General features: G+C 45.0%; 19 protein-coding genes, 2 tRNA genes and 1 pseudogene. 5 read left to right on the top strand and 17 right to left on the bottom strand.

Translation table 11 applies throughout. The features are described from left to right. Positions 1-121: 121 nt before the first annotated feature. From hemB to tatA, 7 genes are read right to left on the bottom strand one after another with little or no spacing between them, the layout of a single operon-like run. Positions 122-1132: a porphobilinogen synthase gene (gene hemB / locus NO989_RS17840; protein ID WP_039225046.1), complete on the bottom strand. Its 1011-nt coding sequence runs from the start codon at positions 1130-1132 to the stop codon at positions 122-124. Then, positions 1129-3027, bottom strand: a complete 1899-nt coding sequence (locus NO989_RS17845; RefSeq protein ID WP_283617498.1) for a diguanylate cyclase — start codon at positions 3025-3027, stop codon at positions 1129-1131. The genes hemB and NO989_RS17845 overlap by 4 nt, the downstream gene beginning before the upstream one ends. Before the next feature lie 12 nt (positions 3028-3039). Then, positions 3040-3816 carry a TatD family hydrolase gene (locus NO989_RS17850; protein WP_278343523.1) on the bottom strand — a complete coding sequence of 259 codons (777 nt, stop codon included), beginning with the start codon at positions 3814-3816 and terminating at the stop codon, positions 3040-3042. Further along, positions 3817-4359 (bottom strand): hypothetical protein, encoded by a 543-nt coding sequence (locus NO989_RS17855; protein ID WP_014948089.1) that lies wholly within the window; start codon positions 4357-4359, stop codon positions 3817-3819. A 25-nt stretch (positions 4360-4384) separates the two neighbouring features. Next, a complete protein-coding gene (gene tatC / locus NO989_RS17860; RefSeq protein ID WP_014948088.1) occupies positions 4385-5140 on the bottom strand; it encodes a twin-arginine translocase subunit TatC in 756 nt (251 codons plus the stop codon). Further along, a complete protein-coding gene (gene tatB / locus NO989_RS17865; protein ID WP_014948087.1) occupies positions 5141-5440 on the bottom strand; it encodes a Sec-independent protein translocase protein TatB in 300 nt (99 codons plus the stop codon). Then, positions 5440-5685, bottom strand: coding sequence for a Sec-independent protein translocase subunit TatA (tatA, locus tag NO989_RS17870; RefSeq protein ID WP_230633705.1), 246 nt, complete (start codon positions 5683-5685; stop codon positions 5440-5442). The genes tatB and tatA overlap by 1 nt, the downstream gene beginning before the upstream one ends. A 177-nt stretch (positions 5686-5862) precedes the next feature. On the opposite strand from tatA, the gene NO989_RS17875 reads away from it, so the two are divergent. Then, the gene (locus NO989_RS17875) at positions 5863-6924 is read left to right on the top strand and encodes a hypothetical protein (RefSeq protein ID WP_014975518.1); all 1062 of its coding nucleotides are present in this window, start codon (positions 5863-5865) and stop codon (positions 6922-6924) included. Positions 6925-6931: 7 nt separating this feature from the next. Here NO989_RS17875 and NO989_RS17880 read toward each other — a convergent pair whose 3' ends face one another. Continuing rightward, positions 6932-8542, bottom strand: coding sequence for a cyanophycinase (locus NO989_RS17880; RefSeq protein WP_232300906.1), 1611 nt, complete (start codon positions 8540-8542; stop codon positions 6932-6934). A gap of 502 nt (positions 8543-9044) precedes the next feature. Here NO989_RS17880 and NO989_RS17885 point away from each other — a divergent pair. The 3 genes and pseudogenes from NO989_RS17885 to iadA all read left to right on the top strand — a co-directional run bounded on the left by NO989_RS17885 (position 9045) and on the right by iadA (position 14717). After that, on the top strand, positions 9045-12005 hold the full coding sequence (locus NO989_RS17885) for a TonB-dependent receptor domain-containing protein (RefSeq protein ID WP_014975516.1): 2961 nt from the start codon (positions 9045-9047) through the stop codon (positions 12003-12005). Positions 12006-12077: 72 nt separating this feature from the next. Beyond that, positions 12078-13550: pseudogene (gene yfcC, locus NO989_RS17890) on the top strand (putative basic amino acid antiporter YfcC). Then, positions 13551-14717 (top strand): beta-aspartyl-peptidase, encoded by a 1167-nt coding sequence (iadA, locus tag NO989_RS17895; protein WP_371342960.1) that lies wholly within the window; start codon positions 13551-13553, stop codon positions 14715-14717. A 120-nt stretch (positions 14718-14837) separates the two neighbouring features. On the opposite strand, the gene ilvN is transcribed toward iadA, so the two are convergent. The 9 genes from ilvN to orn form a co-directional block, all read right to left on the bottom strand. Continuing rightward, positions 14838-15335 carry an acetolactate synthase small subunit gene (gene ilvN, locus NO989_RS17900; protein ID WP_014975513.1) on the bottom strand — a complete coding sequence of 166 codons (498 nt, stop codon included), beginning with the start codon at positions 15333-15335 and terminating at the stop codon, positions 14838-14840. Continuing rightward, complete coding sequence (locus NO989_RS17905) at positions 15335-17053, bottom strand: acetolactate synthase 3 large subunit (protein WP_039225051.1); 1719 nt, start codon at positions 17051-17053, stop codon at positions 15335-15337. Before NO989_RS17905 ends, ilvN begins: the two co-directional genes overlap by 1 nt. Before the next feature lie 273 nt (positions 17054-17326). Beyond that, positions 17327-17704: a DUF413 domain-containing protein gene (gene maoP, locus NO989_RS17910; RefSeq protein WP_069943639.1), complete on the bottom strand. Its 378-nt coding sequence runs from the start codon at positions 17702-17704 to the stop codon at positions 17327-17329. A gap of 233 nt (positions 17705-17937) precedes the next feature. Further along, positions 17938-18399, bottom strand: coding sequence for a hotdog fold domain-containing protein (locus NO989_RS17915; RefSeq protein ID WP_101563384.1), 462 nt, complete (start codon positions 18397-18399; stop codon positions 17938-17940). A gap of 182 nt (positions 18400-18581) precedes the next feature. Beyond that, the gene (locus NO989_RS17920) at positions 18582-20225 is read right to left on the bottom strand and encodes a TonB-dependent receptor (protein WP_371342964.1); all 1644 of its coding nucleotides are present in this window, start codon (positions 20223-20225) and stop codon (positions 18582-18584) included. 126 nt (positions 20226-20351) lie between these two features. Further along, on the bottom strand, positions 20352-21668 hold the full coding sequence (locus NO989_RS17925; RefSeq protein ID WP_371342965.1) for a TonB-dependent receptor plug domain-containing protein: 1317 nt from the start codon (positions 21666-21668) through the stop codon (positions 20352-20354). Between the two features lie 791 nt (positions 21669-22459). Further along, positions 22460-22535, bottom strand: a tRNA-Gly gene (locus tag NO989_RS17930). 53 nt (positions 22536-22588) lie between these two features. Beyond that, a tRNA-Gly gene (locus NO989_RS17935) sits at positions 22589-22664 on the bottom strand. 101 nt (positions 22665-22765) lie between these two features. Further along, positions 22766-23311 carry an oligoribonuclease gene (gene orn / locus NO989_RS17940; RefSeq protein WP_014948078.1) on the bottom strand — a complete coding sequence of 182 codons (546 nt, stop codon included), beginning with the start codon at positions 23309-23311 and terminating at the stop codon, positions 22766-22768. 86 nt (positions 23312-23397) lie between these two features. Here orn and rsgA point away from each other — a divergent pair, with 86 nt between their 5' ends. After that, complete coding sequence (gene rsgA / locus NO989_RS17945; RefSeq protein ID WP_371342966.1) at positions 23398-24441, top strand: small ribosomal subunit biogenesis GTPase RsgA; 1044 nt, start codon at positions 23398-23400, stop codon at positions 24439-24441. The last annotated feature ends 11 nt before the right edge of the window (positions 24442-24452 follow it).

The raw sequence follows: 24452 nt of genomic DNA on the forward strand, positions 1-24452 counted from the left end.
AACACTCCGAATTTCACTATGCCTATTAGATCAAAGCCCCAGACTTTCGTCTAGGGCTTTTTCAACAGTCTGAGCCGTGCATTGCACGGCTTTTTTGTTGTCGAACCTTTGGTTGTTGGTATTACTTGTCGTTTTGCTTCGCTAAAAGCGCAGCAGCTTGCGGAGCGAAATAAGTCAGAATCCCGTCTGCGCCAGCGCGCTTAAACGCTAATAACGATTCTAGGATTACCGCGTCTTCATTTAGCCAACCATTAGCAAAAGCAGCTTGATGCATAGCGTACTCGCCACTTACTTGATAGGCGAATGTCGGTACTTTAAATTCGTCTTTACAACGACGCACAACATCTAAATACGGCATACCTGGCTTCACCATTACCATGTCAGCGCCCTCTTCTATATCAAGCGCAATTTCGTGGAGTGCTTCATCGGTGTTGGCAGGATCCATTTGATAGGTTTTCTTGTTGCCGCCCTTTATATTTGCAGCGGAGCCGACGGCATCACGAAATGGACCGTAGTACGCAGACGCGTATTTAGCAGAATAAGCCATAATACACGTATTGATGTGACCTGCTTCTTCAAGTGCTTTTCGGATACTGCCAATGCGCCCATCCATCATGTCAGAAGGCGCAACAATATCAGCGCCAGCTTCAGCATGCGATAACGCTTGCTTAATGAGCACCTCGACTGTTTCGTCGTTCATCACATAACCAGTTTCGTCTAAGAGGCCATCTTGACCATGAGACGTAAATGGATCTAATGCGATATCAGACATCAGCATTACTTCAGGAAACGCCTTTTTGAGCGCTCTCATAGCTTGCTGAGCAAGCCCTTCAGGATTGAACGCTTCGCTTGCACACTCGGTTTTAAGAGACATAGGTGTCACAGGGAAAAGCGCAATCGTTCTAATGCCCAGCTCTACCCATTTCGCCGTTTCTTGCACTAGCAAATCGATAGAAAGTCTTTCCACACCAGGCATAGAAGGTACGGCTTCTCGTGCGTTCTCACCGGGTAGTACAAAAACAGGGTAAATGAGATCGTCAGTGGTTAAACGGTGCTCTGCCACAAGCCCTCTTAAAGCATCTTTGGCGCGTAGTCTGCGCATTCTTCTTTGAGGGAAAGGTGAAGATGTCATAGTTTTTCCTGTAAATGTTTATGTATTACTGTATTGCGGCCCGCAGCCTTGGCTTCGTAGAGGCATTCGTCGGCGAACTTGAAAAGATTTTGCGCGTGCTCTTCATCAATAATAATGGTTGTAGAAACGCCCGCGCTTGCAGTTAGCTTAATGGTTTCCCCTTCGTAATCAAGTGGGGTCGACTCAAGGCTATCTCGCATATTTTCGGCAACGTGAAAAGCGCCTTCAAGATCGGTATTAGGCAATATAATGGCAAACTCTTCACCACCTATGCGACACAAGTCATCTGTAGGGCGATGGATGTGCTTCTGAAAGACATTGGTCACGTGAATTAAGCAAGCGTCACCACCATCATGTCCGTGTTTATCATTAATTTGCTTGAAATGATCCACGTCAACAATGATGAGAGATAATGGTGTTTGCTCACGTCTACTGCGTCGCCCTTCAGAACGCAGACGCTTATCGAAATGTCGACGGTTGTGCGCTCCCGTGAGCGGATCTATTGCATTTAACCTTTCCAGTTCTTGGTTTACTTCAGACAATTCGCGTAACGTAATTTCTAGCTCTAACGTGCGTTCTTGTACTTTATACTCCAGGTCATCTTGATAACGCTTTTGTACTTCAAGTAAATTCTCTTTGGCCGTATTTGCCTGTTTTTCCTGCTCTAGCGCGAACTGCTGCGCCTCAATGAGATCATCGCGACTGTGGCTATAATTAATCGCTAAGATAAGTGCCAAGATGAGCGTTTCAACCGCGCCACCAATGATCAGCAGGTTATTTGACGAAATAGGCAACTGAATAATATTAACGTTATCAAGGCTCGCACTTAGCCCACTAATTAATAGAAAACCCCAAGCAATGGTAAAATAACGTGCTACGACCACCCCTTTGAGCGTTAGCCAAATACCTAACCCAAGAGTAAAAATAACGATGAGGCTAAGCAGTAACAGGAACGCCTTTATCATGAATGAGTAAGGCAAGATAAGGCCGAGGATTATACTTAACCCGCACACCCAACTGATTGCCTGTGTGATTTTATCTAGCTTTACGCTGTGGGCTCTAATAGGTAGTAGGCTTCGCGTAAACATCGCCGCAAACATAATAGTCGCGTTAGCAAACACAAGAATTGCTTTACCTTGAAACCATGTGCTTCCCGGCCACATATAGGAGAAGCCGTAGCCGTGTAACGTCGCCAATATAAGCGCCAAACTCATTACATAGCCAGAGTAATAAAGGAACGACACGTTACTTGTCGTTACCGTTAAAAATGCGTTACTCACGCCCATTGCTACCAAGATGCCAAAAAATATCCCCAATGCCAGGTTACGGCTTGATGTATAGGCAATAAACTCTGTTTCTTCCCATATACGAATAGGAAGGCGTACGCTGCCAGAGGTTTGTACTCGAATAATCACCCGCTGCGACTGAGCGCTTACTGGTAGGGGGAATAGTGGCTTCACATGAGAAACAGGCCGGTTGTCAAAGTGCAGGCCATCGCCACCTGAATAAGTAGCAATAGGCGTGCTGCCTATTTGGCTGTAAATCGCAACGTCTAAACTATCTAAAAGGGGATAGTCGATGTGCAATAGAAATCGACTTTCATTGCTTTGTGTTGGCGCAATGACCATTGAAAACCAATGTACGTTTGTGTTCATACCCAAGTTAATGGGTGAAGATATTGGTGTCCAGTCGGTAAGCGGCGTTTGAGTAATGGTAGTAAAATCGAGCGCATTGCCATTATCTACATTGAGATAAGTAAGCTGCGAGAAACGTGGTGTTGCACTGGTGTTAGGAGACAAACTAAACAACACAGACACAAATGCAACGACGGCCACTAGGGTGATTAGAATAAGACCCGCATCATACTTGCGCATCGCTTTCAGATTTGTCTGCATATAAACCTATGTTTAGCTGAGAGAAAACAACTCACAGCTATTAGCATAACTGCTAATACGTAATTTATCAGTCTCAACTTGCAGATATTCGCCTAATTGTTTAGCGATATGGGGTAGAAAAGCAGGTTCGTTATTACGTTTTCTCGGTCGAAGGGTTTTGGGAAACAGATAAGGCGCATCTGTTTCAAGAATAAGACGGTTTAAAGGTATAGACTTCACGGCTTCGCGTAGTGCTTCGCCTCGCTTCTCATCACATACCCAGCCAGTAATACCAATATAAAGCCCCAGCGCAAGGTAGTGCTGAACCTGCTCTGCATTCCCAGTAAAACAGTGGGCAATACCACCTTTTATACGAGGCATATACTCGGTTAATAACGCGACTTGTTCGTCAAACGCATCCCTTTCATGTAGATACACGGGTAAGTCTAATGCAGCCGCAATGTCTAACTGGGCTTCGAACACTGCCAATTGAACGGGCTGTGGTGAGAAATTGCGATTAAAATCCAGACCACATTCACCAATTGCAACACACCCATTCTGTTGTGCAAGTTCGCGTAACCGCTTGTAATCACTTGGCGTGACATCTTTTGCATTGTGAGGATGGACACCGATAGTGTAACAGCATTGGGTTGGATACTTATTATATAGCGCTACTGCGGCGTCCCATTCACTGGGGTGCGTGGTGATAATGCAGAGTTTTTCTACCCCTGCATCTTTTGCTCGTTGTATAACTTCATCGGCGTCAAATCGCTTATCAAGCAAGTTGACGCCAGCATCAAACCAACGCATTTATTTTACGCGTTTCACTTTCATGCGCTTGTTAAGCCCTTCTACACTTAAGAAAAATGCACCCAATAAGCCCCTTTCTACGGCTACCGACTGACCTTCCTTAAGCTTCATATAGGTTCCATCAGTTTGCTGCCATACAGAACCATCGCTGAAAGTTATAACATGCTTATCACGCACATTCTTCTTGATCGAAGCGATAGTGACCGCAATCTCAGAAGCTTCGTCAGACAAATCTCGCTTATGTTCAAGTCCAAAGTCATTCTTAGGTTCAGAGGCTTGAACTTGTCCCTGAGCGACAGGCGCTGGGCGAGGCTTCATCTGATTACCATTGTTGCTCTTGTAGGCCTGTAGTTGCTCAATCTGAGCGTCTGAACCTTCGTACTTGTTGAGTGATTTCGCGACGCTGTCATAGCACATAAGTCGCTTTAAACTATTATCCGTGTTGCGACATTTCTCCAATGCATCAGCAACTGTCTCAGCTTGTACATTAAACGCCCCAAACGCGCACAGAATAGTGGCAAGAGATAGCAGTCGGGTTTTCATTTTTATTCCTTTCTTTTTTTGACATCTATGTGTTGTCTGTTGTTTCAGTAGATGTATCGTCTTTTGGTGTTTTACCCGCGTAAAATCCTCCAACAATAACCCCTACTTCAAACAGCAACCACATTGGAATAGCTAATAATGTTTGAGAGATAACATCTGGCGGTGTTAGCAACATGCCAACCACGAATGCACCAACAACCACGTACGGGCGCTTGGCTCGTAAAGACTTAGCATCCGTTACCCCAGTCCAGCACATTAAGATAATGGCTATCGGTATCTCGAATGAGACCCCAAATGCAAAGAACAGTTTCAAGACGAAGTTCAAATAACTGGATATATCTGTACTTACCGTTACACCTTCAGGTGCTACGCTTGTAAAAAACGCGAACGCTATTGGAAATACCACAAAGTAGGCAAACGCCATTCCTGCGTAAAACAGCAGCGTACTGGAAAGTAGTAAAGGCGCTACCAGGCGCTTTTCATTTCTGTACAAACCCGGAGCCACAAACCCCCATACTTGATAGAGCACGTAGGGAATAGCAATAAAAAACGATAACACCAGTGTAAGTTTAAACGGAGCAAAGAAAGGTGATGCAACGTCGGTTGCAATCATGCTCGCATTTTCAGGTAAGGCTTCAAGCAATGGCATCGCCAATAGCTTATAAAGGTCTTGCGCAAACGCCGCAAGACAAATGAAGACGATAAGTACGCTCAAAAGGGCTTTGAGAATACGGCTACGCAATTCAATTAAATGAGAAATAAGGTTATTAGCGTCAGACATCTATTGCTTTTTATAAGGTTCTTGAACCGACTCTGCAGCTTTTTTTAGCTCATCGACGCTTTGTTCAAGTTCAGGTGAAAGATCTTTAAGCCCTTGCTGCTCTGCTTTTTTCAAATTTTCATGCAACTCGTGCACGCGCAACTGATGCTCAACTTCTTGCTTAAAGCCCGTTGCTACATTACGCACGCTACGAATTGTATTTATAGTTGAGCGCATGGCACCCGGTAATCTTTCTGGCCCTAAAATAAGTAACGCCAGTACACCGATAACCAATAGCTCCCAAAAGCCGATATCGAACATTAGGATTTTTCTTTAACGTCGCTCTGCGTCTTAGTTGAAACAGGCTCTGCTGCTGACTTTTCTTCAACTTGCTTCTTTTGTTCAAAGTCTGCGTCTTTGTCTTCTTCGGTGACAGCTTTTTTGAAGCCTTTGATTGCGCCGCCTAAATCAGTACCTATACCTTTAAGACGCTTCGTACCAAATAAAAGCACCACAATAACCAGTATGATCAGCAACTGCCAAACACTAATACCACCCATAAAAATAATCTCCCTTACATCGATTGGCACAGTATGCCATTGCCTGCTGATGCTTTCACCTGAATATTTACTTCAATGAATAAAGATTGACGTTTTGGTTGGGACAATCCATGCTCTGTATATCCCCAATGCGAATGGTCGAAACATTCAACTATGCTAATTTTTACAAGGAGTTAGTGAGCAATGCTATGCCTTACCGTGGTCTATTGCCATTTATTGCTCGCTTTACCTGTTGCACCTGACTCAGCTGCTGACACGTTGAACTCCCCCGTAAATGCGACCAGTGTAGGTATAACCTATCGGGATATTGCTCGACCAGAAAATACGCTCTCTAACCGCGCTAACTCGACAAAAGAAAGTACACACTCCTTACCTGCTTCAATACCTAATGAGCAATGGTTTGATATTTGGCAGCGTAGCTTCACCGACACCATGGACTTCACCGTAAAACAGCTTGATGGTTTGTTTGAAAGTTCAGATGAAATAGGTGCTTCAGGACAGAAGGAAGCCAGAGCCGAAGGCCGTGTTCAACTTGCATGGGAGCCAAGAAGTGGCATGCTTTCGGATACGGATTTGCGCTTCAGGGTAAGAGTTCGCCTACCGGCTTTAAAAGAACGCGTTGATTTACTATTAAGTGATAACGAAGACGAGACACAGAACAACACAATACGAGCCGCGAGGGATACCGGCAATAACAACCGCGATCGAACGACCATCGCGCTTCGCTTTCGTCCTGAGCAAGACTCTCACTACTCATTTAGAATTGGTGCTGGTCGCCGCGACCAACTCTATGCGATGACCCGATACAGAGATGCTTTTGCCTTTTCTAAACAATGGGCCATGCTATACGACGCCGAACTTTACTATTACACCCGTGACCGTTTGGGTGCGGAGGTGGGCGTCGCTTTTCAATACGAAATCAATAAAAAGCACCTGGTTCGACAAAATAATCGCTACTACTACCGCGACGATACCAACGACTGGCTATGGCGTCACGAGGTCCACCATTTGTTTTCGGTAGATCAACATAACGCCGTTATTCCTCACTTTATGGTGGAAGGGCTTAGCCAACCCAACTTTCGCGTAGAAGAAGTCTATGGCGGGTTTAGGTGGCGTAACAACATGCTGCGCGATTGGCTATTCTTTGAGGTAGAGCCTTTCGTTTTATGGCTACGTGAAGAGGATTTTAAAACCTCATACGGCGTAGCCCTGCGCGTAGAAGCCTACTATGGGCGCGATACTTAAACACAACCTAATCGTAAATTACAAACGGAACCTTGCTATAAGCACAATAACGCAGTTTGTGAAAGCGCGAGGCCTCTGAAGGCTGCAACACGTGAATATTCCCACCATTTTGCCAGCGAATCATGCCTTTAGAACGACAAAGGTTGCCCGATTCCTGTCGCCATTTTCCCTGTTCGTTGCGTTTGAAAGAAGCTGGCTTTTCCGATGATTCAATTGTGAGTTTCAGCTCACCCGATGTTATTTGTCCGGAAGTCTTAGCTGGTAAGTAACTCGCCTCACCTGCAATTATGCGTTTGGAGCCATTACGAGAATGCGTGATATCTTCTTTACCTTTGCTCATATCTACAATAAACACCCCGCCTTCGCCCAATACCGTGAAAGACACGTTTTCAAAGGGCGCTTTTGCGTCGACCATCAACGCCGTAGTTTCATCGACACCGAAGCCAAACGATTGGCCGCTTGATGCTGTAGCAGCGATCAGACGGACTTCGCGATCACGTTCTGAAAAGTGAGTATCAAGTAAGCCAAAATTGAAAAGCCCTAAACCGCCGGCAGGGTTGATAGTCATTGCGCCATCTGTTAGTTGATTTTCACATTGAGCGCTGTTCTCACAGCGTTGTGATGTGGGATCGACGCCATACACACCACCGGATAAGACGCCCATCGAATTTCCACTTGTTAACATGGGAACAGGTCGATGATTGTTGTATCCACCAGCCTGTACTGCTGTTCCTGCACTGGTCCCCCCTACTACTAGCTGATCGTCTCGCCAGAGATCACGCAGTTCAATAAGAAAGTCGCTGGGTTTTCCTGTTGGAGTACTTAGCGCAGCAAGGGTTTTACTTTGGTCTCCGCCGTTGAAAAATAAGCCATCGAGACTAGATAGTGTATTTATGGCCAACTGGTTGTCTTCACACCATGAGCGTTGTTTGCTCGTACGCTCAGGGTATAACCTCTCTTTGTCAAACAGCGAATGCTGAGCTCTAAAAAATGCTAACTTGTTACAGCCTTGGCCTTTAAAACTTTCAACGTAAACGGCCTGTTGAAAAGCGGGAGTTAATGGGATCCAAATTACATCTACGTCGAATTGTTGAAAAACGCCCTCGTAAAAGTCTACCGCTTCAAATGGGTCTCGAGACGATGCCGTTACAATGCCGATAGTCGTTCGAACGGATGTGTCGGCGTTCACCTTTTCTGCAATTTTAGCTTGTCGTTTCGCATGTGCAGCTTCAATAAATGCGGTATAGATATCAACTGACGCCCTACCTTTCGTATTTGCTAACGATACTTGCTCTTGCAATCGATTGCCTAGCTCATCGGTTTGCTGCGCTTCTAAGGAGTCCAACAAAATGAAGTAGTCAGTATCAGAAAGGAAACGAATATCGCTATTTGATAACCCGGCATCATTGAGGGCATCTATCAGCGCATTTTTTGAATATAACCGCTCACCCCCAGATGAATATACATTCACTAATTTTGAATATAAAAAATCATTGTTTTGTGAGTATTTGTTCGCCAAATTTTGATATCTAAGTAGTGACTGCTGATTTATTTCGTACAAAATTTCCGCTTTCCCCGACAAAAACGTCGACGGTGATGTGCAGTTTTGTTTTGACATACTTGAACATGTTTTTAGTGCTCCTCCCGCCAAAACAAGGTTTGAAGACCCATAACAAAACATAGAAAATACAGAAAGATAAACATAAAAAAGCGATAGAAGCGGTGCTTTTAATCTAGCTTTAAAACAGTAAAAATTTGCGCGCAAAAAAATAACTTTCATTAAAACCAACGGAACATTTAATTGATTGACTTTTATTCACCGTAGTGTTAACTAATTATTAATGTCAACGGTAAAGTTCACGCCGTATAACAGTATTTGATTCAGACGAAGTGCATAATTCGTCACAACACTGGTTTTTATAAATGCTTAAGAAAGCTGCCAACCTAGGCAACTATCGCTATCAAAACTTTTACTTGTCGGAGTGGTTCGACGAGTAGCTCCTGCGCCCTTCAATTCATTGAAGCGGTCACGCTGCGCCTTGCAGCAAATTTTTATCTAAACAAGTGTTGAATCGCGCAAAAAGCGGCATTAGACCGTGCGCGTTATGGGGATCACAATAATGAAAAAATCGACGTTAGTTCACAAATTAGGTGTGTCTGTTGGCACGCTAAGCTACCTATCGCTTTGTATATCTGGCGCTGTGTTTGCGCAATCTGTATCAGCACAAGAAACGAGCGAAGAAGAAGTTGTAGAGCGCATTCAGGTCACCGGCAGTAATATACGCGGTGCGGATATGGAAGGTGCGCAGCCGCTAACTATTCTAACTTCAGAAGATATTGCACGCACAGGCGCATCTACCATTTCAGAGCTAATGCGCACGGTGACGCAAACCCGTGGAGGCGTTGGTACATTTGACACCACCCAAAGTGGGGCGACGTCTACCTCTACACCACCCGGTCAAGCGGCAGCGTCACTTCGAGGCATTGGGCCCTCTTCAACATTAACGCTTGTGAACGGACGCAGAATTGCAGCAAGCTCATTCGCTTCTGGCACTGAAAATTTTGTTGATATCAATAGCATTCCTGCCTCTGCAGTAGAGCGCGTAGAGGTGCTAGCAACGGGTGCATCGGCGATTTATGGTGCAGACGCCGTTGCAGGTGTTATTAATTATATTCTCAAAAACGATTATGAAGGCTTAGAGCTTCAAACTAATTACGAGAACACCACCAACGGCAACGACCATGGTGCCTTCAATGTTCAAATGCTGTGGGGTAAAAATTTTGATAACGGCAGTAATTTAACGGCGTTTTTTGACTACTTCGATAGAAAAGCGATAAGGGCAACCGACTTTTCGCAAACACGCGATCCTATTTTGGAAAGTAGTTACTCATATCTTTCTAAAGGGCAGCCCAACATTTACTTTGATAGCACATTAGACCGCTATGAAATGCCCGCACCTAACTGTCCTGATGAGCTTACAATAACGGAGCTCGATGAGGAAATTTGTGCCTATTATGCCAATGAAGATGACTATTTCGAAACGCCGCTAGAAACCTTGTCAGGAGGCTTCACCTATACCTATCAAGGTAACGACATTACGTGGCGGACAGATCTTCTTGCCTCGCATACCAAATCAACGTCGTTCTCTACACCATCACCGATTAATCAGGTAAACGATGAAGAAGGAGCATGGATAGAACTCGATGCTCTTAACGTACTTGAGGACGACGCGCGTAACGCAATTATTGACAACTTGTTCATAGGCTCCTTTGATACTGTTGCAGGTCGTGAACTTGAAGGTCTTCAATACGATGCTCGATTTGTATCCCCACGTACCGTCGAAATAGAAACTGACGCCATTCGCCTAGTTTCGTCTTTACAGGGGTACTTTGGTGAGTGGGAATGGGAGGCTGGCGCCCTTTACTCTCGCAGTGAGTCTGAACAGATTGCAACACAAGGTATCTACAACCGCTATCTATATACAGCCGCCGTTCACGGAGAGCTCTGTGATACGGTTGAGATTGCGCAGTATGACAGCACAAACGATATTTTAAGCTGTGGCAGCGGCGCACTGTTACCTGCCTATAACCCTTTTCTAGTAGGCGATGCGCAAAACGACGCTATCTTGGGCCTAACACAAGCACGCCCCACTCGTGATGGAACCAGCGAAATGTTCGGCCTAGATGCCAAAATTAACGGTGAAATAGCGCAGTGGAATGGCAATGCTGTCTTGCTAGCAGCTGGGGTTGAATTCAGACGGGAAGAAATCACTGACTTGCCGTCTTTAGACTCACAAGCGAGAGCGGAAAATAGCTTTCTTGTCGATGTTTTTGGATTCGGTTCAAGTGCCTCAGCGGCAGACAGAAATCAGATGGGCGTCTTTACTGAACTCTTTGTTCCTATTACCGATCAGTTAGATATTAGTCTTGCGGGTCGTTTTGACGACTACAATGATTTTGGCAGCACGTTTAATCCAAAAGTGGGCTTCACCTACCGCCCTATTGATGACTTAGTACTTCGCGGCTCGTGGTCTACAGCGTTCCGTGCGCCTTCTTTGACTCAAGCAGGCGTGCAGCTGCGAACGACTCGCGCATCTTTCGACTGTTCAGCGAACGACGCCGTTGCAGATTTGTACTGCGAGGGGCAAGGTAGCGTTCGCGGCAATAACGTACTTGAACTTGGTAACCCAGCGCTGCGCGCTGAAGAGTCTGAAACGTACTCATTTGGCTTTGCCTATAGCCCAACTGACAACACCACGATTACGGTTGATTACTGGACCTTCGATCACGAAGACATTGTTGATACCAACATGACGGGGGTTCTAGACCGTGCCATTACCGATGCTTCACTTCGCCATTGCGGTGTATTGGATGAGGGAGAGGTTGGCATTTCTTACTTGAAAGACCTGTGTTTAGTTACCGATAGCGCAGGGAATACCATTGAAGATGAGGGCGCTAACTTAACTGAAATTCTTAACGCTTGGGTTGAATTTGACGACCCGCGTTTTGATGAGTTACCGCTGTTTAGAGATCATATTTTATTGCTTGATAATACGGGCACTCAAGAACTCGAAGGTATCGACTGGGACGTAGACCATGACTTTCAGTTAAATAGTGGCACGTTGGAGCTAGGATTTTCTGGTACTCACTACCTGACCTACGATCGCAATAGACCTGGCTCTGATGAAATTGAGTCATTAGCGGGCACTTTCCTTTATCCTGAAACTGTTGCTACAGCTGAACTTTTCTATGTTCAAGAGGATTGGTACGTAGGTGCTTACGTTTTCTATACTGGCAGCTATGACGACGATATCATTCGTTTACGCAGCAGAGAAATCGATGAGTTAATCGAGTTGGGCGCCATTGAAGATGAAGATGATACCCGCGATGTAAGCAGCTGGACTACCGTAACACTCAGCGCTGGCTATTACTTTGAGAATGCTGACTTGCGCCTTACTGTTGACAACGTATTTGACCGAGATGCCCCTACGGCTTATGGCTCAGGTAGAGGTTTTGATGCCTTTAACCATGACCCATTTGGTACGCGCTACACACTTGCGTTTAGTTACTATTTTCACTAAGTGATAACAGAGGGCGTTAAGCCCTCTTCACTTTCGGAGGTAAGGTTGCAACATTCACCTTCAACATCGCGAATGCCTGATGCATTCGTAATTTTATTCTTTGTAATACTGCTTGCAGGGCTAGTGTCTTGGCTTGTTCCTGCTGGTACCTTTGACACAAAAAATATCACCACATCAGACGGCAACATTAAAACCGTGCTCGATGCCGATAGCTTCAGATATGCAGAAGAAAGCCATGGCTTTGTGTTATTCGATGGCACAGGCAACAAAACGGGAATAGCTAATTATGCCTTTGATGGCATGGTCTCGGGCGACAAATGGGGCGCTGCAGTCGGCGTTATCGCTTTTATTCTTATCGTTGGCGGCGCCTTCGGCATAGTGATGCAAACAGGCGCCATCAACAACGGTATTATGGCGTTGATAAAACGCTACCAACACGCCGATAATCTCTTGCTCCCTGCTTTATTTTTGCTGTTCTCATTAGGTGGGGCGATATTTGGAATGGGTGAGGAAGCCATTGCATTTTGTATTGTGCTAGTGCCGCTAATGACAGCCATGGGCTATAACGGCATCATGGCGGTGCTTGTCACTTATGTGGCTACGCAAATCGGCTTTGCTACAAGCTGGATGAACCCTTTCTCTGTTGCTATAGCACAAGGCATTGCTGATGTGCCGTTAATGTCGGGCCAATATTTTCGCATGGCCATATGGGCTATGTTTACCGTTTTTGGCTTAATCTTCACTTTACGTTATGCAAAGCAGCTAAAAAATAGTAACCAAGCATTTAACGATGCAGCTTCAGTAAGCAAACAGACGTCTTCTTTAGAGTTCACGTCATCTACCGCATGAACAAATGAGCTCACTGAGCAGCATTTTTCCGTTACCGACAAACTTATTCTGATCGCCTTTTTTGCTTGTATTTACTGGGTAATGTGGGGAGTAATTGTTCATGCTTACTATATTCCACAAATTGCCTCACAGTTTTTTTGTATGGGAATTCTGATTGGTGCCATTGCATGGGTTGGTGGACGTATGCGCATGAACGATATCAGTGCGGCGTTTGTTAGCGGTGCACAATCGCTGCTGCCTGCCGCCCTCATTGTAGGTATGGCCAAAGGCATTGTATTAGTGCTTGGCGGTGACGAGGTGACTTCACCTTCTGTGCTAAACACCTTGCTGCATCACACTGGTAATACATTAGCGCAAACCGGTTCTGTAATGAGCGCTTGGCTCATGCTGTTGTTTCAAAGCATCTTCAATTTTTTTATTGCCTCTGGATCAGGACAGGCTGCAATCACTATGCCTCTAATGGCGCCGCTATCAGATCTTGTGGGCGTGACTCGCCAAGTTGCGGTACTAGCCTTTCAGTTAGGCGATGGCCTAACTAACTTAATTATTCCAACTTCTGCTTCGCTGATAGGCTGTTTAGGTGTGGCTGGCGTAAGTTGGACAACATGGGTAAAATTTATTGCAAAGTTTTGCGCCGGCCTTTTCACACTTGCGTCGCTCACTGTTATCACCGCCGTTCTCATAGGTTTTTCTTAAATGCTAACGCTTATCAAAAATGTAGAGTGCTACTCGCCTTCGCCACAAGGCACAGTCGACATTCTTATCGCCAACAATGCAGTTGCACATACTGCCCCCAACATTTCGATGCATTCACCTTCTTTAAACATTATCGACGGCAGTAATTTGATTGCGCTGCCAGGCCTTGTTGACAGTCTGGTGCATATTTCTGGTGGCGGTGGCGAGGGTGGCTTTCACACACGTACGCCTCAAATGTCGCTGACTGATGCAAGTTTACATGGCGTAACAACCGTCATTGGTGCATTAGGTACCGATGCAACTACGCGAACACTTCCTGATTTAGTGGCTAAGACAAAAGGCCTAAACATTGAGGGGATCAGTGCGTATTGTTACACTGGCTCCTACCACCTTCCGGCTCGCACCATTACAGGCAACGTTACTGATGACGTTGTGCTAATCGACTGTATGATCGGGGTCGGAGAAGTCGCAATTGCCGATCATAGAGCTGCCGAGCCGACTGTCCAGGCGCTTGCAGAGGTTGCAGCACAAGCACGAACTGGCGGCATGATTTCTGGCAAAGCAGGTATTGTTTACATTCACACTGGCGACGGAGAGCGCCAACTTTCTGTTTTGCATGACGTTGTTGATAGTACAGATATTCCGGCAAGCCAGTTCTATCCAACTCACATCAATAGAAACCAAAGTTTGTTAGATGCAGGAATCGCTTGGACACAGAAAGGCGGTGTTATTGATATGACCACCAGCACCAACGAGCAATTTATTGAAGAGGGCGAAATACCCGCTGCAGAGGCCGTTGCCTATTGCCTAGATAAGGGTGTACCTGCAAGCTGTTTAAGCATGAGCTCAGACGGAAACGCTAGCCTTCCAGTATTCGATGATAATGGCCAGCTTGTGGGCTTAGAAGTGGGTAAAGTAGGAAGTTTATTTGACGCATTTAAAGCTCTGGTATTAAAACACAATGTATCACTAGAGAACGCCATTTCGGTTGTCAGTAGCACCCCCGCCAAGAGACTTAAGCTGCATCGCAAGGGAAAAATCGATGTTGGATGTGACGCCGACATTGTGCTGTGCGAGAGGGAAACATTGGATATTGTTCACGTTATCGCTAAAGGCAGGCAGCTGGTTCAGCATGGCAGGACTTTGATCAAAGGCACGTTTGAATAACTAAACCTACACGACAAACTTTGCATCGCACTACGTTGCTCTTTAACAAGAAAAAGGGCGCAAGCGCCCTTTTTCGTTTATTAACTATGAAGTATTGAGTCGATGTTTACGCAACTCAATTTAAGGACGAAGCGCCCTATCACCTCGAGCAAGCCCACACACACCGGTGCGCGATGATTCGATAATTTCAGCACACTGCCCCATAGTCGTGGCAAATGCATCTAGCTTATCTGTGGTGCCCGTAATTTCAATGGTGTAGTTGTTTACGTTCACATCCACAATACGCGCACGGAAAATGTCAGAATTCCGCTTCACTTCAGCACGTACCGACTCAGTGCGAGTCGCGACTTTAATCAGCATAAGTTCGCGTTCAATGTGCGTACCTTCAGTAAGGTCTACCACTTTTAGCACATCAATAAGCTTATTCACTTGCTTAGTAATTTGCTCTATGACTTTGTCGTCGCCGTGCGTGATAATCGTTAGACGCGAAAGGCTCGCGTCGTCGGTTGGTGCCACACACAGTGAATCGACGTTGTAACCACGTTGTGAGAATACACCAACGATACGAGATAGTGCGCCAGGGGCGTTTTCCATTAATACAGAGATAATACGTTTCATCAGGTTCGCTCCGTCTTGCTTAAGCGCATGTCATCCATTGCGCCAAACTTAATTTGCATTGGATATACGTGTTCGTTTTGGTCTACTGCTATGTCCATAAACACTAAGCGATCTGTGTAACTGAAACATTTCTCCATTGCTGCGTCTAGCTCGTCAAGCTTGTCTACTTTAATGCCCACGTGTCCGTAAGCTTCTGCCAATTTCACAAAGTCAGGCATTGAATCCATGTAAGAGTGTGAGTGACGTCCTTTATAAATCATATCCTGCCACTGACGAACCATACCTAGGGCACGGTTATTCAATGAGATAATCTTGATAGGCAGGTTGTACTGCAAACAAGTAGATAGCTCTTGAATATTCATTTGAATACTGCCGTCACCTGTTACTACCACAGAGGTTGAACCTGGGTGCGCAAACTGCACACCCATTGCAGCCGGTAAACCAAAGCCCATGGTGCCAAGACCACCTGAGTTGATCCACTGACGCGGTTTATCATAAGGGTAATAAAGCGCAGCAAACATTTGGTGCTGACCTACGTCAGAACTTACGTAGGCTTTACCGTCTGTGTGTTTGTACAAGGCTTCGATAACGCGCTGAGGCTTAATTACCTCTTCGCCCTGTGCGTAGTTTAAGCACTGACGAGCGCGCCAGGTTTCAATTTGTTGCCACCAATCGGCCAGCTTTTCGCTTTGACCTGATAAGTCTTTCTTATTTACCTGACTTAAGATTTGATCAAGTACTTTATCTACCGAACCTACTACAGGAATATGCGCATTTACGGTTTTAGAAATCGATGCTGGGTCAATATCAACGTGAATAATATCCGCATGTGGGCAGAACTTATCAACGTTATTAGTAACACGGTCATCAAAACGTGCACCTAGTGCAATGATGCAGTCGGCATTATGCATGGTCTTGTTCGCTTCAAGCGTACCGTGCATACCTAGCATGCCGATAAATTGCTTGTGTGTACCCGGCATAGCACCAAGGCCCATTAGCGTACAAGTTACCGGTGCATTAAGCTTCTCGGCTAATTCAATAACCTTTGCAGACGCATCGCAAGCTACAGCTCCACCGCCTACATACAGTACGGGACGTTCTGCTTTAAGTAGCGACTCAACTGCTTTTTTGACCTGTTTAGGATGGCCTTTTTCAGTTGGGTTGTAAGAACGCATGGTCACGTCAGTTGGGAACTCGTACGGGTGTTCTTCTGCTACGTTCACAATATCTTTTGGCAAATCTACTACCACCGGGCCAGGACGACCTGTGTTGGCAATATAATAAGCTTTAGCAATCGCTTCTGGGATATCAACCGCGCGCTTTACCAAAAAGCTGTGCTTAACGATAGGGCGTGAGCACCCCACCATGTCAGTTTCTTGGAATGCGTCTTCACCAATATGCTTCGACGGCACCTGTCCCGATAAAATAACCATCGGAATAGAGTCCATATATGCAGTAGCAATACCTGTAATAGTATTCGTAGCGCCTGGACCTGATGTGACGAGCACTGTGCCGGTTTTGCCAGTTGAACGTGCATAACCATCCGCCATGTGGGCGGCTGCCTGTTCATGACGTACGAGGACGTGTTTGACATCATCTTGCGCAAATAACGCATCATAAATGTCTAATACGGCACCACCTGGGTAACCGAACACGTGTGTCACTCCTACATCTTTTAGCGCTTCAACCACCATGGCTGCGCCCGACATCATTTTCACAGTGCTTTCTCCTGTAATGGGTTGGGGGGTTTGTCAGCGTACGTTGACGATGCCCCGACTATATCTAAGGTAATAGGAAGATAAAACACCAAATTGCGTAAAAGTGAGATATATATCCCAATATTCGCAATAATTAGGATAAATATTTCGACTTAAGTGTAATTTTGACAGAAAATAGGATATTTATTTACACGATTTTAACAGCGCAAACAATAAACATAGTTGCTTTAAGAGAGGCGTCTTTACACGTTTTAGATGCATAAAGGCATAAGCTTAATCATCGAGGTCGATATCAAGATCACTGTTATCGCTTATATCGTCGTCATCGTCAACATCTTGTTCAGCAGCACGCTTAGAGCCATAAATACTTGCTGTTTTTGGACGGTTTATTCTGGCTTGGTATTTCAACCACGCTTTCTCTTGCGGTGTTGCAGGGTCACGATGACCAAGAGCCGATTCTAAATAGGCTTGTTCTTCATCATTCTCTGGCGTAATTTTCCCGTCCACTAGTGCAGCGAACAAACTACCATGAGCCTGAAGAAGCTTACTTTCATTAATTGAAAAATCTCCTGAACGGGCAAAGCCGTACGGGTAATTTTTCTTATCTATAAAGGGTTTTCTTGCGACTTGCTCTTTTGTGATTACAGACATCTTAACCTCTTCCACCGCTAATACCTGCGTTGTAAACACAGACAAAATTGCAACACCAACTGTTGAATGAAATAGACTACTGATATAGCGCCTTAATCGCTTTCAAGGTTATTCTTAGTTGGATTTTTATTTTCTGTCAAACAGAAAAGTAGCTGTAGTAAAAACTTAATATTGAATGTTTTAAAAGAGCATAAAAAAGGCCGCAAGCGCGGCCTTTTATTATAAGCGTGATATCAGCGTTTTTCGCTTACCCAAACCGTAATGGTTCCTTCGACGACCACGGTGCCTTCAGCGTTATACGCCTTAACAGAAATAGGTAAATCACCTGGCTTCCATGCGTCAGCTGGCACTTCTGCTACACAACGAATATCTGAGTCTGCTTTCGCCGGATACTTTACTTCCATGCCCTTTGGGATCCACCTGAGGTTTTTAGGTATGGATGCTTCACACATAAACCCCATGGCCATTTCCAGACCATTGCAAATAGCAATAACGTGAACCGTTCCAATGTGATTTTCTACCGCTTTACGTTTACTAATAAGCACTTCACAGTAGTTTGGTTTAATGTCTGAGATAAGTGGTGAAACGGTAGAAAAATAAGGTGCCCTGCGCGCTGAGTACCAGCTAAATAGCTTCTTGCCAAAGGGCAGCTTCATAAATTTGTTATATGTATTTAGTACGTAATTCTTTGACATAGTTGTTCACGCTGATAGTTGGGAGCTTTTTATCTTTCGAGTGATTATTAAATCCGCGCCACTGGTTAGACCAGAGGAAGTTGCATTAACATAATCCCAACGAAGTAGTGATGCAAATAAATTCCTATTTAGAGATATAAAAAAAGCAGCTAAAAAGCTGCTTTTTGATATCTGTGTAGACGTTACATTGTGTAATTTACGCCTAGGTAGAAGAAGCGTCCTCTAGGTCCTGCCGGTCTCGACAATGTGCCAAGGTAAGGATCTTCCTCAAACGCGTTATTGATACCACCATATACTTCTAGGCTATCTTCAAAAGTGTATGAAACAGAAAAATCATGCACCAACGCAGAGCCAGTGTGAGTTTGACTGATAAAATCAGGATCACTCTCGATATCCTGGTTTTCTAGCCCAGGAAGTAGCTGGCTTCCTTCGTAGCGTCCTCTCCACCCAACAACGAGTTCACCAATTATATAGTCTGCACTCATGTTTACGATCCACTCTGGTCGCCCAAATGTTCCAAGAACATCAGTGACTTCGTCAGGTGCACTCACATCCCTTACTTCATCATTTTTGAGGAAGTTTGTTCCGTTGATAGTGAATTCAATTCTTCCGTCTGTGTCGACTAATTTAGCCAACTCAAAGCCATAATCTATGCGGAAATCAATACCAGATGTTTCAACCGCTGCAAGATTGATAAACCCTGAACGAAAATCTGTGATAAATCCATTCGTAGCATCACGGTCAATTGCGTCACAAAATTGGTTGTTGATTGTTGGCGCGTCTACGCAGTTAGATGCAATGTCAAAACCAGTAAGGCTATCAATCAGGCCATCAATTTCAATATTATAGTAGTCTAGCGTCACTACTAAACCTTCCAGCATACCGTCGAGCTCTGTATCTGGTCTCCACACTGTACCAATCGTGATGGTTTCTGCTTCTTCAGGATCAAGGTCTGGGTTACCGCCCGTTGAACCAGAAACAAACGCTGACAGGAAGTTAGTAGAATCATAAGTGCCATCAGCTACCGCGTCGCCAATCAGTGCAATACAGTTCGCCTCCCTGAACTCAGAGCCCGCACTAATTAAGTTTTGGTTACAAGGGTCATCTCCTGCACCAAGTGAAGCCGCAAATGTAGGTGCGAAGGCTTCATTAATGTTGGGAACCCGTACCGCTTCAGAGAAGGTCGTTCGAATACTAAATGTATCAACAGGTGACCATACTGTTCCTATCGTCCAAGCGTCATGCGTACCATATGGGTCGTAGTCTGAGCTTCTGTATGCAGTGCGCAGCTCTAATCGCTCAGCGAAATCGACACCTTCTAGTAAAGGTATAGTTGCTTCTACAAAGTATTCTGAAACATCGTACTCACCGTCAGAAGGATTGGTTGGGCCGTTACGAGAGTCTAATGTTCCAAAGGTTAAGCCTGCTGCAGAATATGGATCTGGCGTATAGGTACTTGACTCTTTTCTCCATTCGTAACCAAGAGCAAACATAACAGGGCCTGCCGGAAGCTCGAATAAATCAGAAGAGTCACCCGATACTACTGCCAAGAAATTCTCTTGCGTTATATCGTTCTGCTCAGTGCCAGGTTGGAATATAAAGTTAGCCGCTTCTGCGCTGATTGAATCCTTTCCAAACAAATTCACTGGTACACAAGAACCATCACCAGGCTGGAAAGTTAAGAATCCAAAATTCGCATTCGCAGATGGAAACGGCGACGTAGGAGGAAGCGCAGAACTGTCAAGGTCAGAGCGACAAACAACATTGCCAGTTGCTGGATCTGTTACAGCGTCAATAGCAGCGAAGTATCTGTCTTCTATGCGCAAGTTCGAAGTAATGTCGGCATCAGTTCGACCGTAGTTATAGAAAACCTCGTACTCTAGAGCGGTGTTAGGGATATAACCATCGAAGCCTGTAACAATACGATACGTTTTACGTTCTGCTTCTGGGTTTTAATTAGCGTTTATATCAAGAACATCGCGGGACATTACCAAGCTTGGTGATTCACCTTCTGCTTGTAATTCATTAATTTGAGACAGTAGAGCTGCAGGAATATACGGATTGTCTAGGGAGATTGGAATATCGTCATTGAAACCATTCACCTGATTAGTTTCTTTAGTCGAGCTAAATACGAATTTGGCATCTACAAAGAAATTTACGAATTCATTTAGTTCGTAATTTGACACTGCCTGTACTAATACTCTTTTAGACTCTGGAAGGATAAGTTCAGCGTCGGGACTACCCGGTACACCATCACCACCACTCGCATCGAAAGGTCCAGCATAAACATCGCCGGGATTGTAGGCACGTAAGGTGCCGTCTTCACCCACTACCTGACACGTTGGAAACATGGACGTTCCGATAGTGCCGCAACCTAGCACGCCGCCAGATCCAGCGACATCTCCAAACGCACTGCCAGTTAATGAAATTACACCTCTGTCACTTGAAATTGGAAGTCTGTAATCTGGCACCCAAGTATTCTTGAAGCGTGAATCAATACCAAATGCACTCTGAGTAGCCTCTGTATTAGCTACTTGTGTATATAGACCAGAGCCTGCGAAGTCTCTATCTCTAGCATACACTGGGCTTGTTTCTTGGTATTCAACCGCGAATACTAAATCACCTTTATCTGTAGAAAAGCCGTTGGCCAATGATAAAAAGAATTCATTTGCGTCACCATCGTCAGTCACACCTGTTTGAGTGCGAAGCTCTAGCCCGTCGAACGAGGCTCCGTTTCTCATATTAAAGTTGACAACACCGGTTACCGCATCAGCGCCGTAAACAGCTGAGGCACCACCAGTGAGGACTTCCACGTTTCTAAGTAAAGCAGTAGAGATGGTATTTACATCAACAGAGCCCGTACCCTCAATACCTGAAACATGTCGTCGACCGTTTTCCATAACTAAGGTTCGCTCACTACCTAGATTACGTAAGTCCAGTAAGCTTGCTCCTAGTGGGGTTCCATTAAATGCAGAAAAAGACCCCGGCAGTGACGCCTGTAGTTGAGGCGACTCACGCAACATGGCACCTAAATCTATTTGACCAGATGTTTTGATATCACCAGCATTAATGGCAAGAACAGGGCTCGCTGCTTCCAGGGAGGAGTCTTGAGCAACGCGAGAACCGGTTACAACTACTTTTTCGACATCCTTCTCTTCAACAGCGGCTTCTTCCTGAGCCTGAACCGCAGATGCACTAACAGTAAGTGCAGATGCTACTGCAATTGCTAGTGCAGAAATATTGTTTTGCTTTGATGAACCAAAAGCCATGTGTGTTTCTCCAAGTATTACTTTTTCGTTCCAGAGTGCTCTTTACGGCACTTTTGAGGAGTCTAAAAGCGATGGTTATTTTTATATGTTTTCAATTTGCGTTTTACATAATGCATTTTGCAAATGGTGTGCCTATCAAAAAGCAAGTAAACAGTGAAACTACCGCTAAAAAACGGCGCATTATGCATATTTACCCACTAAAATCTATTTAATATTCAAAAAGACTTAACTAACGGCTTTCGAATGCACATTTAATGTGCAAAAGAGCTCGTAAAATGTAGATTTATTGAGAACTAGGTTGAAATCAAGGCGGCACCGCACTAGGAAGGTGCAAAGAGTCATGAATAAGGATTCACAACGGTGCGTAAAGACAGACAGAATCGGCGCTGAAGCAATAAGCGCAAGCAAATTTATACTTTCGTATAAATTTAAGATTACGCAGTTAATTAGGTCACCTTGTATATTTAAATAAGTAGGTCTTAAACCGTTTTTCAGCGCTGACGACTTGCCGATTCTTGAGCAAGTATGCACGGTGCTTTTCAGTGAAATAAGAGGTTATGGTTTGTAGCAAAAACTAATTTGAATGCTTTGTGAAGCGATGGCCGACACTCGGTCGCGGGCCCTTTAAGGGGTCGCATCAATACATCTGCTAATGTTTAGATTTTCGTGATGTTTGAAAATTTGGAGCGGGAAACGAGATTTGCTAACTGGCCGACACTCGGTCGCGGGCCCTTCAAGGGGTCGCATCAATACATCTGCTGATGTTTCGATTTTCGTGATGTTTGAAAATTTGGAGCGGGAAACGAGATTCGAACTCGCGACCCCGACCTTGGCAAGGTCGTGCTCTACCAACTGAGCTATTCCCGCATAGAGTCGATGCTGTGCATCTTATAGGCAATCTAGAGACCTAGATTAAAATTTGGAGCGGGAAACGAGATTCGAACTCGCGACCCCGACCTTGGCAAGGTCGTGCTCTACCAACTGAGCTATTCCCGCAACAAAAGAGGTACTTCGTTTGAAGTGGTGCGCATTTTACAAAAATTTTGGGGTAACGCAACCTTTAATTCTACTTTTTTTGCACCTCAATGTTTGAATGCCTAAATCGTAAACACTTTCTCACGATAATAGCGCATTTCTTCAATAGACTCGCGAATATCATCAAGCGCTAGGTGTACGCCTTTCTTTTCGAAACCGTCTAAAATTTCAGGCTTCCAGCGGCGCGTTAGTTCTTTTATTGTGCTTACATCAATATTTCTATAGTGGAAGTAAGCTTCAAGCTCGGGCATGTACTTAACCATGAAGCGTCTGTCCTGCCCTATGGTGTTTCCACATAGCGGTGACTTGCCTGCATCTACCCATTGCTCTAAAAAGGCAATAGTTTGCGCTGATGCTTCTTCAACGCTTATTTTACTTTCTCGGCAACGTGCAGTTAATCCACTTTCACCGTGAACTCGTGTACACCACTCGTCCATATTATTTAACACGTCATCACTTTGATGTACCGCTATTACAGGCCCTTCAGCCAAAATATTCAGCTGTGCGTCGGTAACAATGGTTGCGATTTCCATTACTACACAGGTTTCAGGATCTAACCCTGTCATTTCCATGTCTATCCAAACAAGGTTACTGTCGTGTTTACTCATTACTTTCCTCTTTGCGCTACAGACATGGCAACCATGCCCTACAAACGGTATTATTGACATAGTATACGTGAAACTAGAAAAGAATCGTGGCGAAAAAACCAAAACTTACACAACGACAGAAACGACAAGTTGCAGCAAATAGAAGCAAGCGCTTGCGTGAAAAGCACGCATCAAAGGGCGCGGCGAACCTTGATGAAAGCACGCTAGAAAGCGGTACGGTAATCGGTCGCTTTGGTAAACACGCCGACGTTGAAGACGCAAACGGCGCAGTATCTCGCTGCCACATTCGCCGCACGGTAGACTCTGTAGTGTGTGGTGACAAGGTGTTTTTCAGTAAAGGGGATGACACTGAGTCAGGTGTAAGTGGGGTTATTGAAATTGTAAAAGACAGGCACTCCGTCCTGACTCGCCCAGATTATTACGACGGTATTAAACCCATTGCCGCGAATATCGACCGTATTATAGTGGTTAGCGCTATTTTACCCACCCTTTCACTGAATATTATCGACCGTTATCTCGTTGCCTGTGAAGACATAGGCATCACGCCGCTGATTGTCCTTAATAAAGTAGAATTGCTCAGTGAAGAGGAACGCGCAACCGTCACAGAACAGCTTAAGACGTACGAAAACTTAGGCTACGAAGTGCTTTTCACCAGTTGCAAAACCGGTGAAGGCATTAGCAAACTCAATGAATACCTTAACGATAACATCAGCGTTTTCGTAGGGCAGTCCGGCGTAGGTAAATCGAGCCTTATAAACCAAGTTCTGCCAGACGCCGATGAATTAACCGGCGATATTTCAGATAACTCGGGACTAGGTCAACATACAACGACGGCGGCCAAATTGCTTCACTTGCCAGCCGGCGGTGATTTGATTGATTCCCCAGGAGTACGTGAATTTGGCTTGTGGCACATTCCTACCGAACGTATTACATGGGGCTTTATTGAGTTCAGAGATTATTTGGGCGGCTGCAAATTCAGAGACTGCAAGCACTTAAATGATCCGGGGTGCTTACTAAGAGAAGCTGTAGAAGAAGGAAAAATTAGCGCAGAACGCTTCGACAGCTACCATAGAATATTAACCACCATGGAAGAGCAGCGCCCTAGTCACAGCCAGCCTCCTGGGGCGTAACAACTGCCACT

Source organism: Alteromonas sp. DY56-G5, assembly GCF_041414725.1.
GTDB lineage: Bacteria > Pseudomonadota > Gammaproteobacteria > Enterobacterales > Alteromonadaceae > Alteromonas > Alteromonas macleodii.

Excerpts from the sequence above, each read along its gene's own strand:
- hemB (WP_039225046.1), bottom strand. The coding sequence starts at position 1,132 with ATGACATCTTCACCTTTCCCTCAAAGAAGAATGCGCAGACTACGCGCC.
- NO989_RS17845 (WP_283617498.1), bottom strand. The coding sequence starts at position 3,027 with ATGCAGACAAATCTGAAAGCGATGCGCAAGTATGATGCGGGTCTTATT.
- NO989_RS17850 (WP_278343523.1), bottom strand. The coding sequence starts at position 3,816 with ATGCGTTGGTTTGATGCTGGCGTCAACTTGCTTGATAAGCGATTTGAC.
- NO989_RS17855 (WP_014948089.1), bottom strand. The coding sequence starts at position 4,359 with ATGAAAACCCGACTGCTATCTCTTGCCACTATTCTGTGCGCGTTTGGG.
- tatC (WP_014948088.1), bottom strand. The coding sequence starts at position 5,140 with ATGTCTGACGCTAATAACCTTATTTCTCATTTAATTGAATTGCGTAGC.
- tatB (WP_014948087.1), bottom strand. The coding sequence starts at position 5,440 with ATGTTCGATATCGGCTTTTGGGAGCTATTGGTTATCGGTGTACTGGCG.
- NO989_RS17875 (WP_014975518.1), top strand. The coding sequence starts at position 5,863 with ATGCTATGCCTTACCGTGGTCTATTGCCATTTATTGCTCGCTTTACCT.
- NO989_RS17880 (WP_232300906.1), bottom strand. The coding sequence starts at position 8,542 with ATGTCAAAACAAAACTGCACATCACCGTCGACGTTTTTGTCGGGGAAA.
- NO989_RS17885 (WP_014975516.1), top strand. The coding sequence starts at position 9,045 with ATGAAAAAATCGACGTTAGTTCACAAATTAGGTGTGTCTGTTGGCACG.
- iadA (WP_371342960.1), top strand. The coding sequence starts at position 13,551 with ATGCTAACGCTTATCAAAAATGTAGAGTGCTACTCGCCTTCGCCACAA.
- ilvN (WP_014975513.1), bottom strand. The coding sequence starts at position 15,335 with ATGAAACGTATTATCTCTGTATTAATGGAAAACGCCCCTGGCGCACTA.
- maoP (WP_069943639.1), bottom strand. The coding sequence starts at position 17,704 with ATGTCTGTAATCACAAAAGAGCAAGTCGCAAGAAAACCCTTTATAGAT.
- NO989_RS17915 (WP_101563384.1), bottom strand. The coding sequence starts at position 18,399 with ATGTCAAAGAATTACGTACTAAATACATATAACAAATTTATGAAGCTG.
- NO989_RS17925 (WP_371342965.1), bottom strand. The coding sequence starts at position 21,668 with ATGGCTTTTGGTTCATCAAAGCAAAACAATATTTCTGCACTAGCAATT.
- orn (WP_014948078.1), bottom strand. The coding sequence starts at position 23,311 with ATGAGTAAACACGACAGTAACCTTGTTTGGATAGACATGGAAATGACA.